Source organism: Streptomyces sp. TLI_55, from assembly GCF_900206255.1.
GTDB lineage: Bacteria > Actinomycetota > Actinomycetes > Streptomycetales > Streptomycetaceae > Streptomyces > Streptomyces aquilus.
Genome location: NZ_OAOJ01000001.1, coordinates 1,150,327 through 1,166,737, shown reverse-complemented (window position 1 = coordinate 1,166,737; position 16,411 = coordinate 1,150,327). Strand labels below are relative to the sequence as shown.

General features: G+C 71.4%; 16 protein-coding genes. 8 read left to right on the top strand and 8 right to left on the bottom strand.

Going from position 1 to position 16,411, the window contains the following annotated elements:
* Nucleotides 1-18 precede the first annotated feature (18 nt).
* From CRP56_RS05495 to CRP56_RS05480, 4 genes are all read left to right on the top strand, one after another.
* Nucleotides 19-432 carry a DUF742 domain-containing protein gene (locus tag CRP56_RS05495; protein ID WP_097260805.1) on the top strand — a complete coding sequence of 138 codons (414 nt, stop codon included), beginning with the start codon at nucleotides 19-21 and terminating at the stop codon, nucleotides 430-432.
* Between the two features lie 147 nt (nucleotides 433-579).
* Nucleotides 580-1,185: a GTP-binding protein gene (locus CRP56_RS05490; protein WP_079309536.1), complete on the top strand. Its 606-nt coding sequence runs from the start codon at nucleotides 580-582 to the stop codon at nucleotides 1,183-1,185.
* Nucleotides 1,186-1,381: 196 nt separating this feature from the next.
* The gene (locus CRP56_RS05485) at nucleotides 1,382-1,795 is read left to right on the top strand and encodes a roadblock/LC7 domain-containing protein (RefSeq protein WP_097260803.1); all 414 of its coding nucleotides are present in this window, start codon (nucleotides 1,382-1,384) and stop codon (nucleotides 1,793-1,795) included.
* A gap of 126 nt (nucleotides 1,796-1,921) precedes the next feature.
* Nucleotides 1,922-2,806, top strand: a complete 885-nt coding sequence (locus CRP56_RS05480) for a DUF6397 family protein (protein WP_097260801.1) — start codon at nucleotides 1,922-1,924, stop codon at nucleotides 2,804-2,806.
* Between the two features lie 40 nt (nucleotides 2,807-2,846).
* Here CRP56_RS05480 and CRP56_RS05475 read toward each other — a convergent pair whose 3' ends face one another.
* Nucleotides 2,847-3,716: an acyl-CoA thioesterase gene (locus tag CRP56_RS05475; protein ID WP_097260799.1), complete on the bottom strand. Its 870-nt coding sequence runs from the start codon at nucleotides 3,714-3,716 to the stop codon at nucleotides 2,847-2,849.
* Nucleotides 3,717-3,735: 19 nt separating this feature from the next.
* Entirely contained in the window at nucleotides 3,736-6,249 is a 2,514-nt protein-coding gene (locus tag CRP56_RS05470; RefSeq protein WP_097260796.1) for a DEAD/DEAH box helicase, read from the bottom strand.
* A gap of 145 nt (nucleotides 6,250-6,394) precedes the next feature.
* On the opposite strand from CRP56_RS05470, the gene CRP56_RS05465 reads away from it, so the two are divergent.
* Nucleotides 6,395-7,189, top strand: coding sequence for a metal-dependent hydrolase (locus CRP56_RS05465; RefSeq protein WP_097260794.1), 795 nt, complete (start codon nucleotides 6,395-6,397; stop codon nucleotides 7,187-7,189).
* Nucleotides 7,190-7,245: 56 nt separating this feature from the next.
* On the opposite strand, the gene CRP56_RS05460 is transcribed toward CRP56_RS05465, so the two are convergent.
* The 4 genes from CRP56_RS05460 to CRP56_RS05445 form a co-directional block, all read right to left on the bottom strand.
* Nucleotides 7,246-7,512 carry a type B 50S ribosomal protein L31 gene (locus tag CRP56_RS05460; RefSeq protein ID WP_059198427.1) on the bottom strand — a complete coding sequence of 89 codons (267 nt, stop codon included), beginning with the start codon at nucleotides 7,510-7,512 and terminating at the stop codon, nucleotides 7,246-7,248.
* Nucleotides 7,513-7,536: 24 nt separating this feature from the next.
* Nucleotides 7,537-8,007 carry a DUF5709 domain-containing protein gene (locus tag CRP56_RS05455; RefSeq protein ID WP_097260792.1) on the bottom strand — a complete coding sequence of 157 codons (471 nt, stop codon included), beginning with the start codon at nucleotides 8,005-8,007 and terminating at the stop codon, nucleotides 7,537-7,539.
* Nucleotides 8,008-8,115: 108 nt separating this feature from the next.
* On the bottom strand, nucleotides 8,116-8,889 hold the full coding sequence (locus tag CRP56_RS05450) for a hypothetical protein (RefSeq protein WP_097260790.1): 774 nt from the start codon (nucleotides 8,887-8,889) through the stop codon (nucleotides 8,116-8,118).
* Nucleotides 8,879-9,478: an RNA polymerase sigma factor gene (locus CRP56_RS05445; RefSeq protein ID WP_097260788.1), complete on the bottom strand. Its 600-nt coding sequence runs from the start codon at nucleotides 9,476-9,478 to the stop codon at nucleotides 8,879-8,881. Before CRP56_RS05445 ends, CRP56_RS05450 begins: the two co-directional genes overlap by 11 nt.
* Nucleotides 9,479-9,574: 96 nt before the next feature.
* On the opposite strand from CRP56_RS05445, the gene CRP56_RS05440 reads away from it, so the two are divergent.
* Entirely contained in the window at nucleotides 9,575-10,102 is a 528-nt protein-coding gene (locus CRP56_RS05440; RefSeq protein WP_097260786.1) for a COG4315 family predicted lipoprotein, read from the top strand.
* A 75-nt stretch (nucleotides 10,103-10,177) separates the two neighbouring features.
* Here CRP56_RS05440 and CRP56_RS05435 read toward each other — a convergent pair whose 3' ends face one another.
* The gene (locus CRP56_RS05435) at nucleotides 10,178-11,959 is read right to left on the bottom strand and encodes an ABC transporter ATP-binding protein (RefSeq protein ID WP_097260784.1); all 1,782 of its coding nucleotides are present in this window, start codon (nucleotides 11,957-11,959) and stop codon (nucleotides 10,178-10,180) included.
* The gene (locus tag CRP56_RS05430) at nucleotides 11,956-13,743 is read right to left on the bottom strand and encodes an ABC transporter transmembrane domain-containing protein (protein ID WP_097260782.1); all 1,788 of its coding nucleotides are present in this window, start codon (nucleotides 13,741-13,743) and stop codon (nucleotides 11,956-11,958) included. Before CRP56_RS05430 ends, CRP56_RS05435 begins: the two co-directional genes overlap by 4 nt.
* Before the next feature lie 146 nt (nucleotides 13,744-13,889).
* Here CRP56_RS05430 and CRP56_RS05425 point away from each other — a divergent pair, with 146 nt between their 5' ends.
* Nucleotides 13,890-14,606 (top strand): L,D-transpeptidase family protein, encoded by a 717-nt coding sequence (locus tag CRP56_RS05425; protein WP_373559628.1) that lies wholly within the window; start codon nucleotides 13,890-13,892, stop codon nucleotides 14,604-14,606.
* A 57-nt stretch (nucleotides 14,607-14,663) separates the two neighbouring features.
* A complete protein-coding gene (locus CRP56_RS05420; protein WP_097260780.1) occupies nucleotides 14,664-16,316 on the top strand; it encodes a peptide-N4-asparagine amidase in 1,653 nt (550 codons plus the stop codon).
* The last annotated feature ends 95 nt before the right edge of the window (nucleotides 16,317-16,411 follow it).

The window sequence follows — 16,411 nt, the reverse complement described above, 5'->3', positions numbered from 1 at the left end:
CGAGAAGGCGGTCCGCCCATGACGGAGGACATGACGGGCGCCCCGCGCGAGCAGGGCAGCCAGTGGTACGACGGCGAGGCCGGACCCCTCGTCCGCCCGTACGCCATGACGGGCGGACGGACCAAGCCCGGTCCCACCGGGGTGCGCTTCGACCTCATCGCCCTCGTCACGCTGGATGCGGCGGCGCCCGGCCCCGACGAGGACACCTCGCTGGGGCCGGAACACCGGGCGCTGATCGACCTGTGCCGCCCGGAGACCCAGTCCGTCGCCGAACTCGCCGCGGGCGCGGACCTGCCCCTGGGCGTGGTCCGGGTACTGCTCGGTGACCTCCTGGAACTCGGCTGCGTCACTGTCAGCCGTCCCGTGCCGCCCGCGCAGCTTCCTGACGAACGGATTCTGCGCGAGGTCATCGAAGGACTGCGAGCTCTGTAGATGAAAGTTCGAAAGCGCATGCGCACGACTCGGTCACATCGGTCTAATAGCGGTCCAACCCCTCGAAGGGGTGCCGCAGTTGTCATCATGCTGACTTCACGCACCTGCACGGCCGACCGTTGCCGGCACTCCCGAGAGAAGTGATCGATGGTCTCCGAGACTTCCGATGCCCAGGGCGGCGAGCAGGCCGCGCTGGCGTTGAAGATACTGGTCGCCGGCGGGTTCGGCGTGGGCAAGACGACCCTGGTGGGCGCGGTCAGTGAGATCAGGCCGCTGCGGACCGAGGAACTGCTCAGCGAGGCCGGTCAGCTGGTCGACGACACGGACGGCGTGGACCAGAAGGTCACGACGACGGTCGCCATGGACTTCGGCCGCATCACCATCCGCTCCGGCCTCTCCCTCTATCTCTTCGGCACCCCCGGGCAGGACCGTTTCTGGTTCCTGTGGGACGAGTTGTCGCAGGGGGCGCTCGGCGCCGTCGTCCTCGCGGACACCCGGCGGCTGGAGGACTGCTTCCCCGCGGTCGACTACTTCGAGCACCGGCACATCCCGTTCGTGGTGGCCGTCAACTGCTTCACGGGAGCCCGCACTTACGGCGCCCAGGACGTCTCCCGCGCCCTCGACCTGGACCGCGGCACCCCGGTGGTGCTGTGCGACGCCCGGGACCGCGACTCCGGGAAGGAGGTGCTGATCCGGCTCGTGGAGTACGCCGGGCGGATGCACACCGCCCGGCTCCTCGACTCGGTGGGCTGAACCCCGTGGGCGGCGCGACGAGGGGGCCGGTCGTCGCCGAGCTGGGCTCCGGCGGCCCCGCCGCGCCGAACTGACCGAAGGCCGCCGTTCTTACCTGTGCCATGCCCCGTTCTCCTTGCCCCTGACGCCGGTCGTCGGGAAGGGTGGCGAAGAACTCCTCCAGCCAGGGGGAGACGTCACACGGGGAGACGGAGACATGGCGCAGAACCAGGGACTCGGCTGGATGCTGGACGATCTGACCGAGCGGGTCGACCACGTCCGGCACGCGTTGGTGCTGTCCAACGACGGCCTGGTGGCGGGGGCCAGCACGGGTCTGCGACGCGAGGACGCCGAGCACCTCGCCGCCGTCGCGTCCGGGCTGCACAGCCTGGCCAAGGGCTCCGGACGGCACTTCGGCGCGGGCAGAGTCCGCCAGACGATGATCGAGTTCGACGACGCGGTGCTGTTCGTCACTGCGGCGGGCACCGGCAGCTGTCTGTGCGTGCTCAGCGGCGCGCAGGCCGACATCGGTCAGATCGCCTACGAGATGACGCTGCTCGTCAACCGGGTCGGCGAGCACCTCGGCGTGGACGTCCGCCAGCCCGAGCGGAGTCCGGCCGCAGACCTCTGACCTGCTGATTCATCACCCCCCGTGGAGTTATCCACAGGCCCGCTCCGAGATTCGCCCGACCGGCTACGGTTTTTGTCACGGCGAACGCACACAGCGTGAGCACCGACTCCACGGGGGAGTACGACCATGACAGGCAGCACCCTGACCAGGCCCCAGCAGCTCACTCTCACCCCGGGCCGCGCGGCGCGCGAACTGGGTCTGAAGCGGAACGAGTTCGACCTGGGCGTGCATCTCGGCCATATCCGGACCGTGCCCGACGAAGGGGGAGGGGGCCGACGGGTCCCCCGCAGCGAACTGGACCGGCTCCGCGGGGAGGACGACTTCCCCGAAGCGTTCCAGCAGCGGGTGCGGGTCGTGGGCACCACCGAGGGCGCGGACCTCATGGACATCCCCGCCGGCAGGTTCACCCGGCTGGCCCGCCTCGGTGTCGTGGCACCGGTGCGCTTCTACCTCAACAGGTACCGGGCCGTCGTCTGGCTCTATCTCGCCGAGGAACTGGAGCAGTTCGCCGCCGACGAGCGGAACACCCCGCTGCTGCACGCCCGTCGCACCCCCGAGGGGATGCGGGGCCTGCTGGCGGAGGGAGTGGACCTGCGTGCCCGCAACTGGCGTGCCCGGCACCGGGAGTTCCTGCTGCGGACGGCCGACGGCCCGTGGGAGAGCGCCGGGGCCCTCGCCGCCTTCCTCGACTCCGCCCAGATCGCGGAGCTCGTCCGGGATCCGTACGAGCGCTCCTATCTGAACCGCTTCCGCCCCGTGCCGCCGCACCAGGGCGCACCCGGCACGCCGGCCGCGCAGCTCACCGAGAAGATCATGACGGCCGACGATCCGGACGAGATCAGTCGACTGCGCGCCGACCTGACCCGGGCCATGGAGGACGCCCGCACCCTCCGGCCCGCCCCACGCCCGGCGGGGGAGCGGCGGCCGACCACGCCACCGCCGCCCGAGGAAGCCGCCACCCGGCAAACATCCCGAGGACTCATGGGCTGGCTGCGCCGCAGAAGCGCATGACGGGGAGGCGCGCACGACATGTGCCCGCCCGGCCCGCGACCTACAGCGCCCGGAACAGCCCTTCCTGGACGACGGACACCAGCAGGCGCCCCTCCAGGTCGTAGATCCGCCCCCGCGCCAGGCCCCGTCCGCCGGTGGCGATCGGGGACTCCTGGTCGTAGAGGAACCACTCGTCCGCGCGGAACGGCCGGTGGAACCACATGGCGTGATCCAGCGAGGCGATGTCGAAGCTGCGCGGCTCCCACAGCGGTTCCACCGGGATGCGCACGGCGTCCAGGAGCGTCATGTCGCTGGCGTAGGTCAGCGCGCAGGTGTGCACGACCGGGTCGTCCCCGAGCGGCCCGACCGCGCGCATCCACACCGCGCTGCGCGGCTCGGCGTCCTTGACCTGCTCGGGCGTCCAGCGCAGCCGGTCCACATAACGGATGTCGAAGGGCTGACGGCGCGCCATCCGCTCCAACTGCTCCGGCAGCGCGCCCAGATGCTCACGGATCTCCTCCGTGACCGTCGGCAGCGACTCGGGGTCCGGGACCTTGCGGGCCGGCGGCAACTGATGCTCGAACGACCCCTGCTCAGGCTTGTGGAAGGAGGCGGTGAGATTGAAGATCGTGCGGCCCTGCTGCACGGCGGTGACCCGACGGGTCGTGAACGACCGGCCGTCCCGCACCCGTTCGACCTGGTACACGATCGGCACGCCCGGCCGGCCCGGGCGCAGGAAGTACGCGTGCAGCGAGTGCACGGGCCGGTCGCCCTCCGTGGTGCGGGCGGCGGCGACCAGCGCCTGGCCCGCCACCTGGCCGCCGAAGACCCGCTGCAAGGACTCCTGCGGGCTGCGGCCACGGAAGATGTTGACCTCGATCTGCTCCAGGTCGAGCAGGTCGACCAGTCGCTCGGCCGGGTTCGTCGTCATGACCGCGTCTCTCCTGTGCTCACAGCTGGCCGACGTCGGTGATCCGGACGACCGCGCGGCCCTCCGCGTCGGAGGCCGTCAGGTCGACCTCCGCGCTGATGCCCCAGTCGTGGTCGTCGTTCGGGTCGTCGAAGATCTGCCGGACCCGCCACAGACGGTTCTCCGGCTGCTCCTCGATGATGAGCAGCTTCGGGCCGCGGGCGTCCGGGCCGGTGCCGAGGTCGTCGTACTCGTCCCAGTACTTGTCCATCGCCTCGCCCCACGCGTCGGCGTCCCAGCCGGCGTCGGCGTCCAGCTCGCCCAGCTCCTCGACCTGGTCCAGGGCGGCGAGCTCCACGCGGCGGAACATGGCGTTGCGGACCAGGACGCGGAAGGCGCGCGCGTTGGTGGTGACCGGCTTGACCTCGTCGGCCTTCTCCTGGGCCTCCTCGGCGGTCATCTCCTCCGGGTTGGCGAGCTGCTCCCACTCGTCCAGCAGGCTGGAGTCGACCTGGCGGACCATCTCGCCGAGCCACTCGATGAGGTCCTGGAGATCCTCGGACTTGAGGTCGTCGGGGATGTTGTGGTCCAGCGTCTTGTAGGCACTGGCGAGGTAGCGCAGGACAATGCCCTCGGTGCGCGCGAGCTCGTAGAAGGACACCAACTCCGTGAACGACATGGCCCGTTCGTACATGTCACGGATGACGGACTTCGGGGAGAGCGGATGGTCGCCGACCCAGGGATGGCTCTTGCGGTAGGTGTTGTACGCGTGGAAGAGCAGCTCCTCCAGGGGCTTCGGGTACGAGATGTCCTGGAGGCGCTCCATGCGCTCCTCGTACTCCACGCCGTCGGCCTTCATCGCGGCGACGGCCTCCCCCTTCGCCTTGTTGAGCTGGGCGACGAGGATCTGCCGCGGGTCGTCCAGCGTCGACTCGACGACGGAGACCATGTCCAGGGCGTAGGACGGCGATTCGGGGTCGAGGAGTTCGAACGCGGCGAGGGCGAAGGTGGACAGCGGCTGGTTCAGCGCGAAGTCCTGCTGGAGGTCCACCGTGAGGCGGACGATGCGGCCCTCGGCGTCCGGCTCGTCCAGCTTCTCGACGATGCCGCCGTCCAGCAGCGAGCGGTAGATGGCGATCGCCCGGCGGATGTGCTTGAGCTGCGCCTTGCGCGGCTCGTGGTTGTCCTCCAGCAGATGCCGCATCGCCTCGAAGGCGTTGCCGGGGCGGGCGATCACCGACAGCAGCATCGTGTGCGTCACCCGGAAGCGGGAGGTCAGGGGCTCCGGCTCGGAGGAGATCAGCTTCTCGAAGGTGTTCTCCGTCCAGCCGACGAAACCCTCCGGCGCCTTCTTGCGGACCACCTTGCGCCGCTTCTTCGGGTCGTCGCCCGCCTTGGCGAGCGCCTTCTCGTTCTCGATGACGTGCTCGGGCGCCTGGGCGACGACGAAGCCCGCCGTGTCGAAACCGGCCCGCCCGGCGCGGCCGGCGATCTGGTGGAACTCGCGGTTGCGCAGGGTGCGGACACGGTTGCCGTCGTACTTGGTCAGGGCCGTGAACAGCACCGTGCGGATGGGGACGTTGACCCCCACGCCGAGCGTGTCGGTGCCGCAGATGACCTTCAGCAGACCCGCCTGCGCGAGCTTCTCCACCAGACGCCGGTACTTGGGCAGCATGCCGGCGTGGTGGACCCCGATGCCGTGCCGTACGTAACGGGAGAGGTTGCGGCCGAACTTGGTGGTGAAGCGGAAGTTGCCGATCAGATCGGCGATCTGCTCCTTCTCCTCCTTCGAGCACATGTTGATGCTCATCAGTGCCTGCGCCCGCTCCACGGCCTGCGCCTGGGTGAAGTGGACGATGTAGACCGGTGCCTGCCTGGTCTGCAGCAGCTCGGTCAGCGTCTCGGTGAGCGGGGTGAACTTGTACTCGTAGGACAGCGGCACCGGACGGGTCGCCGAGCGGACCACCGCCGTCGGACGGCCGGTGCGCCGGGTGAGGTCCTTCTCGAACATCGAGACGTCGCCGAGCGTGGCCGACATCAGGATGAACTGGGCCTGCGGCAGCTCCAGGATCGGGATCTGCCAGGCCCAGCCGCGGTCGCCCTCCGCGTAGAAATGGAACTCGTCCATCACGACCTGGCCGACGTCCGCCTGCTTGCCGTCGCGCAGCGCGATCGACGCGAGCACCTCGGCGGTGCAGCAGATGACGGGGGCGTCGGAGTTGACGGAGGCGTCGCCGGTGAGCATGCCGACGTTCTCGGTGCCGAAGATCTTGCACAGCTCGAAGAACTTCTCCGAGACCAGTGCCTTGATCGGAGCCGTGTAGAAGGTGACCTCGTCACGGGCGAGCGCGGCGAAGTGGGCGGCCGCCGCGATCATGCTCTTGCCGGAGCCGGTGGGCGTCGACACGATCACGTTCGCACCGGAGACCACCTCGATCAGCGCCTCCTCCTGATGGGGGTAGAGCGTGAGCCCGCGCTCCTCGGCCCACGACTCGAAGGCTTCGTAGAGGGCGTCGGGGTCTGCGGTCGGCGGCAGCTGATCGATGAGGGTCACCCACCCATCTTGCCTGCCCGTCCCCACTACAGGGGAATCGGATGCGGGTACGAAGATCACGAGCAGTACGCTGTGTCGCCGACGAGGCGTCAGGGCATCCGGTCAACTGCGCAGCGGTACACGAGGAATGGGGCGGGCAACGGCCATGATGGGACCAGCACACTCACTGTCGGGGGCGGCGGCCTGGCTCGGCGTCGGAGCGGCGGCCGCCGCCACGGGGCACACGATGCCCTGGCCGGTCCTGCTGGCCGGTGCCCTGATCTGCGCGGGGGCGGCGCTCGCCCCCGACCTCGACCACAAGGCGGCGACCATCTCGCGCGCCTTCGGGCCCATCTCCCGAGGGCTCTGCGAGATCGTCGACAAACTCTCCTACGCCGTTTACAAGGCCACCAAGAAGCAGGGCGATCCGCGTCGCTCCGGTGGGCACCGCACGCTCACCCACACGTGGCTGTGGGCCGTCCTGAGCGGCGCGGGCGCCTCGGTCGCGGCGATCACCGGTGGCCGCTGGGCCGTCCTCGCGATCCTCTTCGTGCACATGGTGCTCGCCATCGAGGGCCTGCTGTGGCGGGCGACCCGCGGCTCCAGCGCCGACGTCCTGGTCTGGCTGCTGGCCGCGACCAGCGCCTGGATCATCGCCGGCGTGCTGGACAAGCCGGGCAACGGCGCGGACTGGCTGTTCACGGACCCGGGCCAGGAGTACCTGTGGCTGGGCCTGCCGATCGTGCTCGGCGCGCTGGTCCACGACATCGGGGACGCGCTGACGGTCTCGGGCTGCCCGATCCTGTGGCCGATCCCGGTGGGCCGCAAGCGCTGGTACCCGATCGGCCCGCCCAAGGCCCTGCGGTTCCGGGCCGGCAGCTGGGTCGAGCTGAAGGTGCTGATGCCGGCGTTCATGGTGCTGGGCGGGGTGGGCTGCGCGGCGGCGCTGAACTTCATCTGACCGCGGTGCGGGACCCGGCGCCAAGGGTGTGCCGCTCCGCGCCGGGGGCGTGCCGCTCAGCCCTCGGCGTCCTGGCCGGCCGCGCTCCCGTAGCGCCGCTCGAAGCGGGCGACGCGTCCCTCGGTGTCCACCGTGCGGGCCTTGCCGGTGTAGAAAGGGTGGCTCTCCGAGGAGATCTCGACGTCCACCACCGGGTACGTCTCGCCGTCGTCCCACTCGATGGTCTGCTCGCTGGTCGCGGTCGACCGGGTGAGGAAGGCGTAACCGGCGGAGCGGTCACGGAAGACGACCTGGTGGTAGTCGGGGTGCTTGTCCTGCTGCATGCGTGCTCCTCGTGCTCCTCGGGGTCAGCCGGACAGGGCGTCCTCGGCGTCCTCGTCGACGATGTGCATCGCGGCCTCCTCGGCGGAGGCGGCGGCGCCGTCGATGCCCACGTCCGTGGCGACCAGGGCGCTCTCCTCGTCCTCGTGAGCGCCTTCGTCGGGCGCGACGAGACGGCCGGAGCGACGCGCGCCGACCTCGTTGTCGAGGAGTTCGCCGTCGGTGCCGTCGATGTCTCCGATGCCGTCCCCGTCCGGGACGGGGAGGTCCGGCACTTCTTCGGAGAGCCGCTGGTCCAGGCTCTCGCGCTCGGCCGCCGTCACACCGGTGTGCTCGACCGCCCACGGGCGTTCCGGAGGGGACCAGCCCCGGTCGAGGGGATCCTCGACACCGTCGTCCTCCAGGGTGTCCTCCGCGTCGAGCAGCCCGGAGTCCTCCTGGATCTCGGATCCGTCGGGCTGGTAGACGTCGTCGCCCCATCCGTCGGCGCTGTTCACGGGTACCTCCAGGTGGTGGGGACGGGACACTCCCCGAGCCGGTGCCGTTATCCAGCCTTCCACCCCCGTTCGGGACCGCGCAACGGCACGGGCGCACGGCTTCCGGAGTCACAGGTCCCAGCGCGCCGACGACCACACCTGCCCCCCGTCCGTCACCAGCTCCACCCGGTCCACGGAGTCGGCGGCCCCGTACGCGATCCAGGTGGCCCGGCCGGAGGACGGGAGCCGCCAGTGGCCCGCGTCGCGGGTGGTGCCGTCCTTCAGCACGAGGCGGCAGGTGTAGCGCGTGCCGGGGGAGGAGCCGTCCGTGATCTGCATGACGAGGACGGGTTCGGCGCCGAAGCGGCTGGGCTCGACGGTGCCGACGGTCGCCCCCGCCCCGGTGACCAGCAGCGCCCCGCGGTCGCTCACGGCGACCTGGGAGGCGGACGGCGACCCGAGGTCGACGACCACCGCACCGGCCGCCCCCAGACAGATCCCGGCCGCCGCGGCGGCCGCGACCAGCAGCGGCCTCCGGTACGACCGCCGCCGCCCCGTGCGCGCCCCCGCCGCGGGCCTGCGGTACGACCGCCGCCGCCCGGTGAGCCCCGCCGGCACGGGCCTCCGGTACCACCGCCGCCACCCCGTGCGCCCCGTCGGCGCGGGCAGCTCCAGCCGTTCGAGGACCCGCGCCTCGAATCCGGGCGGAGGCGCCACGGAGGGTGCTGCGGGCAGCACGGAGTCGACGGCCGCCGAGAAGTCGTCGTACGTCGAGCGGCAGGCCGGGCAGACGGTGAGGTGGCGCAGCAGTCCGGCCGACCCACCGGGGAGGGTGCCGAGGGCCAGGGCGAGCAGTTCGTCCTCGTCGGGGTGGTGGGTGTCCGGCCCGGGGTCATGTGCCATCGCGGCCTCCCTCCTTCAGCGCCTCGCGCAGCCTGCGCAGGCCGGTGCGGATCCGGGTCTTGGCGGTGCCCAGCGGGATGTCCTCCTGCCGGCCCACCTCCGCCGCCGTACAGCCGCCGATCACGGCGAGGGCGACGGCGCGCGCCTGTTCCTCCGGCAGGGAGCGCAGCCGGGCGAGGGCGCGCTCGCTCTCCAGGGCGACCAGGGCGAGCCGCTCCGTGCCGTCGGTCTCTTCCGCGTCGGCTCGCAGGGTGACGTCGATGAGCCGTTCGAGGGTCTCGGCCAGTACGGGCGTGGGTCTGCGGGCGCGGACGGCGTCGATGGCGGCGTTGCGGGTGATGGCCAGCAGCCAGGTGAGGACGGAGGCGCGGCGGGGGTCGTAGGCGCCGGCCGCCCGCCAGGCCCGTACGAACACCTCCTGGCTCACGTCCTCGGCGAGGCCCGGTTCGCGGGTCACCGACAGGGCGAGGCCGTACACGGCGTTCTGGAAGCGGCGCACGAAGGCGGTCGCCGCCTGCTCGTCGCCCAGCGCGAGACCGGCGACGAGCGAGGCGTCGTCGACCCGGTCCGCGCGGGGGAACAGTTCCACGCTTCTGTATACGTCCGATCCGGGCGGAGGGATTGCGCGGCAATCCGTTCGCCGACGGCAGCCGTACAACCTCCGTCGGAAGGAACGGAGACGATCATGAGCCGAAACAGGATCACCCTGACCGGGATCGCATGCGTGGCGGCACTGGGGCTGGCCGCGTGCGGTGGCGGTGGATCGTACGGCGGCGGATCCGACGGCAAGGCATCCACCGCGACCCGTGAGGCGTCCACCGCGACGGACATCTCCACCGTGAAGGTGAGCGACTCGCCGCTCGGCCACATCCTCGTCGATGGGGCCGGCCGCACGCTCTACCTGTTCACCGCGGACGGCAAGAACACCAATTCCATGAAGTGCGACACCGCCTGCCTCAAGCTGTGGCCGCCCGCGGAAGGCAAGCCCAAGGCCGGTTCCGGCGCCGACGCGGGCCTCATCGGGACCACGAAGGGCAGCGCACCGCAGGCGACGTACGCCGGACACCCGCTCTACTACTACGCGAAGGACAAGGCGCCGGAGGATCTCAAGGGGCAGGGGATCGACGGGATCTGGTACGTGCTGAACGCGAAGGGCTCGGCGGTGAAGCAGGCCGCGCCCTCGACGGACAGCGACGGCGACAGCGGCTACTGAAAGAGGGCCGTCGCTCCAAGACGACGGCCCCCTTCAGGTCTCCTCACCCGTGCCACGGCTCACCGGTGTCACGACTCACCCGTGCCAAGACCTCCACAGCGCCGCATACGCCCCGTCCGCCGCGACCAGCTCGTCATGGCTGCCCAGTTCGCTGATGCGGCCGTTCTCGACGACGGCGATCACGTCCGCGTCGTGGGCGGTGTGCAGCCGGTGGGCGATGGCGACGACGGTGCGGCCGTCGAGGACGCGGGCCAGGGACCGCTCCAGATGACGCGCCGCGCGCGGGTCGAGCAGGGACGTCGCCTCGTCCAGGACCAGCGTGTGCGGGTCGGCCAGCACCAGGCGGGCCAGCGCGATCTGCTGGGCCTGCGCCGGGGTGAGCGCGAGCCCGCCCGAGCCGACCTCGGTGTCGAGGCCGTCGTCGAGCGCCCGCGCCCAGCCGTCCGCGTCGACCGCGCCCAGCGCCGCCCACAGCTCGGCGTCCTCGGCGCCCGTGCGGGCGAGGAGGAGGTTGTCGCGCAGGGACCCCACGAAGACGTGGTGCTCCTGGTTGACGAGGGCCACGTGCGAGCGGACGCCCTCCGCGGTCATCCGGGACAGCTCCGCGCCGCCCAGGGTGATCCGGCCGTCCCGCGGGGCGTAGATGCCCGCGAGCAGCCGGCCCAGGGTCGACTTGCCCGCGCCGGACGGGCCGACGAGCGCCATCCGGGTGCCGGGGGCGACCTCCAGGGACACCTTGCGCAGCACGTCCACGCCTTCGAGGTAGCCGAAGTGCACGCGGTCGGCGTGCACATGGCGTCCCTCGGGGGCCACGGCGGCGTCACCGGCGTCCGGTTCGACCTCGCGGACGCCGACCAGCCGGGCCAGCGACACCTGGGCGACCTGCAACTCGTCGTACCAGCGCAGGATCAGCCCGACCGGGTCGACGAGCATCTGCGCGATCAGCGCACCGGTCGTCAGCTGGCCGACGTCGATCCAGCCGTGCAGCACCATCACCCCGCCGACCATCAGGACGGAGCCGAGGATCATCACATGGGTGACGTTGATGAACGGGAACAGCACCGACCGCAGCCAGAGGGTGTACCGCTCCCACGCCGTCCACTCCTTGATCCGCCGCTCCGACAGCTCGACGCGACGCTCCCCGAGCCGGTGCGCCTCGACGGTGCGCCCGGCGTCCACGGTCTCGGCCAGCGCGGCGGCGACGGCGGCGTACCCGGCGGACTCGGACCGGTAGGCGGACGGCGCCCGCTTGAAGTACCAGCGGCAGCCGATCACCAGCACCGGCAGCGAGAGCAGCACGGCCGCGGCCAGCGGCGGCGCCGTGACGACGAGCCCGCCGAGCAGCAGCACCACCCACACCACGCCGATCGACAGCTGCGGCACAGCCTCGCGCATGGCGTTGGCCAGCCGGTCGATGTCGGTGGTGATCCGGGACAGCAGGTCACCGGTGCCGGCCCGTTCCAGGACGCCCGGCGGCAGGCCGACCGAGCGCACGAGGAAGTCCTCGCGCAGGTCGGCCAGCATCCGCTCGCCGAGCATCGCGCCGCGCAGCCGCACCTGCCGTACGAACACGGCCTGTACGGCGAGCGCGGCCACGAACAGGCCCGCGGTGAGCTCCAGATGAACCTCCCGAGCCCCTTCCGAGACCCGGTCCACGAGTCCGCCGAGCAGCCACGGCCCCACCATCGACGCGATCACCGACACCGTGTTGACGGCGACGAGGACGAGGAAGGCGCGGCGGTGCCGGCGGAACAGTTCGGCCACATATGCGCGTACGGTCGCGGAGCCCCCGACGGGCAGGGTGTTCGCCGTCGTCGGGGCCGCCGGGTCGTACGCCGGTGGCGCCACGCCGATCATGCTGTCTCCTCGATCTCTTCCAGTTCTTGCAGTTCTTGCAGTTCTTCCGGCTCGGTCTCGCGGGTGACGACCGCGCGGTACCGGGGTTCCTTGTGCACGAGGTCGCGGTGCACGCCCACGGCCACGACCTCGCCCTCGTGGACCAGGACGACCCGGTCCGCGCGGTCCAGCAGCAGCGGCGAGGACGTGAACACCACGGTGGTGCGGCCCGCCCGCAACTCCCGCACGCCCTCGGCGACACGGGCCTCGGTGTGCGAGTCGACGGCCGAGGTCGGCTCGTCCAGGACGAGCACCTCCGGGTCGGTGAACAGCGACCGGGCAAGGGCGAGCCGCTGGCGCTGACCGCCCGACAGGGAGCGCCCGCGTTCGGTGATCCGGGCGTCCAGCGGGTCCTCGGCGCCGAGTGAGCCCTGTACCAGGGCGGCCAGGACGTCCTCGCACTGCGCGGCCGTCAGCGCCTCGCGGGCGTCGACGTCCCCCGACGCGGGCACGTCGAGGAGTTCGCGCAGGGTGCCGGACAGCAGGACCGGGTCCTTGTCCTGCACGAGGACGGCCGTGCGCGCCGCGGAGAGCGGAAGCTCGTCCAGCGGTACGCCGCCCAGCAGCACCGACGGCTCCTCCTCGGTGGAGGACGGGTGGCCGCCGAGCCGTTCCGCCAGCCGTCCCGCCGCGTCCGGGTCCCCGCACACCACGGCGGTGAGCCGGCCCGCGGGCGCGAGCAGTCCGGTCGCCGGGTCGTACAGGTCACCCGTGGGTGCCGTACCGGCCTGCGAGCCCTCCTCGGACGTGGCGCGCCGCAGCGACAGCACCCGCGCGGCCCGGCGGGCCGACGGACGCGAGAAGGAGTAGGCCATCGCAATCTCTTCGAAGTGCCGCAGCGGATAGGTCATCACCATGACCGAGCTGTAGACGGTGACCAGTTCGCCGACGGAGATCCGGCCCTCACGGGCGAGGCCCACGCCGTGCCAGACGACCGCGATGAGCAGCAGTCCGGGCAGCAGCACCTGGATCGCCGAGATCAGCGACCACATCCGGGCGCTGCGCACGGCGGCGTGCCGTACCTCCTGGGAGGCGCTGCGGTAGCGGTCGAGGAACAGCTCCTCGCCGCCGATGCCGCGCAGCACCCGCAGCCCGGCGACGGTGTCCGAGGCCAGCTCGGTTGCGCGGCCGGCCTTCTCACGCTGGAAGTCGGCGCGCCGGGTCGCCCGGGGCAGCAGCGGCAGCACCGCGAGCGCCAGCACGGGCAGCCCGACGGCGACGACCACCCCGAGCGAGGGCTGGTAGACGACCAGGCCCACACAGACGAACAGGATGGTGAGCGCGGCGGCGGTGAACCGGGAGACGGCCTCCACGAACCAGCCGATCTTCTCGACGTCGCCGGTGGAGACGGCCACGACCTCACCGGCGGCGACCCGCCGGGTCAGCGCCGAGCCCAGCGTCGCCGCCTTGCGGGCGAGCAGCTGCTGGACGCGGGCGGCGGCCGTGATCCAGTTGGTGATGGCGGCGCGGTGCAGGAAGGTGTCGCCGATCGCGTTGCCGGCGCAGGCCAGCGCCAGCAGCCCGCCCGCGAGGGCGAGTCGGGTGCCGGAGCGGTCGACGACGGCCTGGACGGCGTAGCCCACGCAGAACGGCAGGGCGGAGACGGACAGGAAGTGCACCAGTCCCCAGGCCAGTGATCTGAGCTGGCCGCCCAGCTGATTCCGGAAGAGCCACCACAGGAATCGGGGACCCGAGCGCGCGTCCGGCACACCCGGGTCGGGATAGGGAAGGTCTTGAATCTGCATGACGGATGACGTCCCAGTGGCTCGTGTCAAGGGGGTGGGTGGGACCGCGGACGGCGGTAGCAAACCGTGAAAGGTTCGCGTCATTGCGTGCTCGGGGGCAACCGGTTTTCCGCGCGACCGGGAGTTCCCGGTGCGACCATGGCGGGGTGGCGATCGATGTACGGCGTGCGATGCTCTGCGGCTTCCTGACGCTGGCCCTGGCCGGCTGCGCGGAGCCACGCGACGCCGACCCGCCGGCGAATCCGCAGGCCCGAGCCGCGACCACGGCCTCGACCCCGGCCCCGACCGGCATCCCCGGCATCGGCGACCGCTTCCAGCGCCGCGTCCCCGCCGACGCCCGCCAGGTCGTCGCGGTCTACGGCGAAGGCGTCGACTCGCCCGACGCCACGGTGGTGCTCTACACGAAGCGGGGCACCGGCTGGGACCGCACGCGCAGTTGGCCCGCGCACAACGGCAAGAAGGGCTGGACGGCAGACCACCACGAGGGCGACAAGCGCAGCCCCGTGGGCGTGTTCACGCTCACCGACGCGGGCGGTGTGCTGAAGGACCCGGGCTCGGAACTCCCGTACACGCGGTCCGGCGCCTTCACGGCCCCGCGCTGGTGGGCGAAGTCGCACTGGCACGACTTCGACTACGTCATCGCCATCGACTACAACCGCGTCAAGGGCACCGCGCCGAACGACCCGACCCGCCCCGAGGGCGACCGCAAGGGCGGCGGGATCTGGCTGCACATGGACCACGGCAGCGGTACGTCGGCCTGCGTCAGCCTCTCCAGGTCCGCGATGGAGTACCTGCTGCGCACGCTCGACCCGGACCGGCATCCTGTGGTGGTGATGGGAGACAGAGCCGACCTGGCGAGCTAGTCCTCACGCCGGAGGCGTGATTGCGCCGGGCGCCCGACTCGCCGTAGAACACCGGCCATGAAGAGACGGCTCATCATGTCCATGCTCGCCGGAGCGACCCTCCTCGCGAGCACCCTCCTGGGAGCGGCACCGGCCCAAGCCGCCGAGGCACCGGCCCAAGCCGCCGAGGTACCTGCCCAAGCCGCCGATGCACCGGCCCGATCCGCCGATGTACCGGCGGAGTTCGGCAGCGACTGGCACGATCCGATCACCGCCGCCCCGCCCGTCGCCAAGCCCTCCGGCAGGTCCTGCCAAGTCACCCTCGCGGAAGCCCAGTTCCGCGACTTCACCCCGTACAAGGGCAGTTACACGCCCCCCGCCGGCTGCGGCGACCGCTGGAGCAAGGTGGCCCTGCGGATGGACGGCAAGGTGAAGGGCCGTCAGTACGACCGGCTCGGCTATCTGCGGGTCGGCGGGGTCGAGATCTTCCGGACGTCGACTCCGGAGCCGTCGCCGGACGGGATCGAGTGGTCGGTCGAGAAGGACGTCACGCGCTACAGCGACACCCTCCGCTCCGCCCAGGACGTCGAGATGCTCATCGGCAACGTCGTCGACGACACGTACACCGGTGTCATCGACGTGAAGGTCACGCTGACGTTCTACGCGGGCCGGCCGGACGCGGCGAACGCTCCCGACCGGGTCCTGCCCCTCACCCCCGACGGCACGGTCACCACCCCGCGCAACAGCGAACGGATCGTCGCCGAGGTGTACGCGACCGGTTCCGGCGGCGGGTGCGAGGAGTACTGGTACCTGACGGTGCCCGACGCGGCGCCGTACTCCTGCAAGGCCGCGGGCGGCCCCTATCGCGAGGTGCAGATCAAGGTCGACGGCCAACTCGCCGGAATCGCCGCCCCGTTCCCGCACGTGTGGACCGGTGGCTGGTCCAATCCCTTCCTCTGGTACGTCATTCCGGGACCGCGTGCCTTCGACGTCAAGCCGATCGAATACGACCTGACGCCGTTCGCCGGTCTCCTCAACGACGGCGAGCCGCACCACGTGCAGGTCGATGTCGTCGGCGTCCCCGAGGGGCAGAGCGGCTGGAGCGCGCCGGTGAACGTCGCCGTCTGGCAGGACGCGAAGCGCGCCCACGTCACCGGAAGGCTCACCACGCACACCGTCGGCGACCTCACCAACTCCTCGGTGCACACCCCCGGTTCGGAGCACCGCCTGGACACCGAGGGCGCCCACCGGCTCACCGTCGCCGGATACGTCGACACCTCGCACGGCCGCGTGACCACCACCGTCCGCCGGTCGCTGACGAACACCTCCACGCACCGCTGGACCGAGGGCGAGAACCTCGACGGACTCGACGCGACCTGGACGGACGCGGAGTCGGTCACCGTCGACGGACGCGGCCCGGCGCACACGATGCGCACGCAGCGGACGTACACGATGAACGGCACCACGACGATCGGCACGGACGACGACCGGCTGCGGACGGTGCTGACACTCGGCGACCGAGCCTCGGTCGTCGCCGACGGGCGCCTGCGGCAACGCCTCGACGACACCTACACCGGCGACGCCACCTGGACGCTCAACGTCCCGCGCGACCAGCGGCACGCGGTCGGCACGACGAGTGAGCGCTACCGGCTGGTGGGCCCGGGCCGCTGCTACGACCGTTCGCTGACCACCGTCCAGGGGGTGCTGACCGAGGATCGCGCGGGCTGCTGACGGCAGTTGTGTGCGATGCGTCACTCACGGCGTGATTTACGGGGCCGAAACACGGCGGTCTCTTGGGTGATCAACGGCGCGGTCAAAGTGATCGC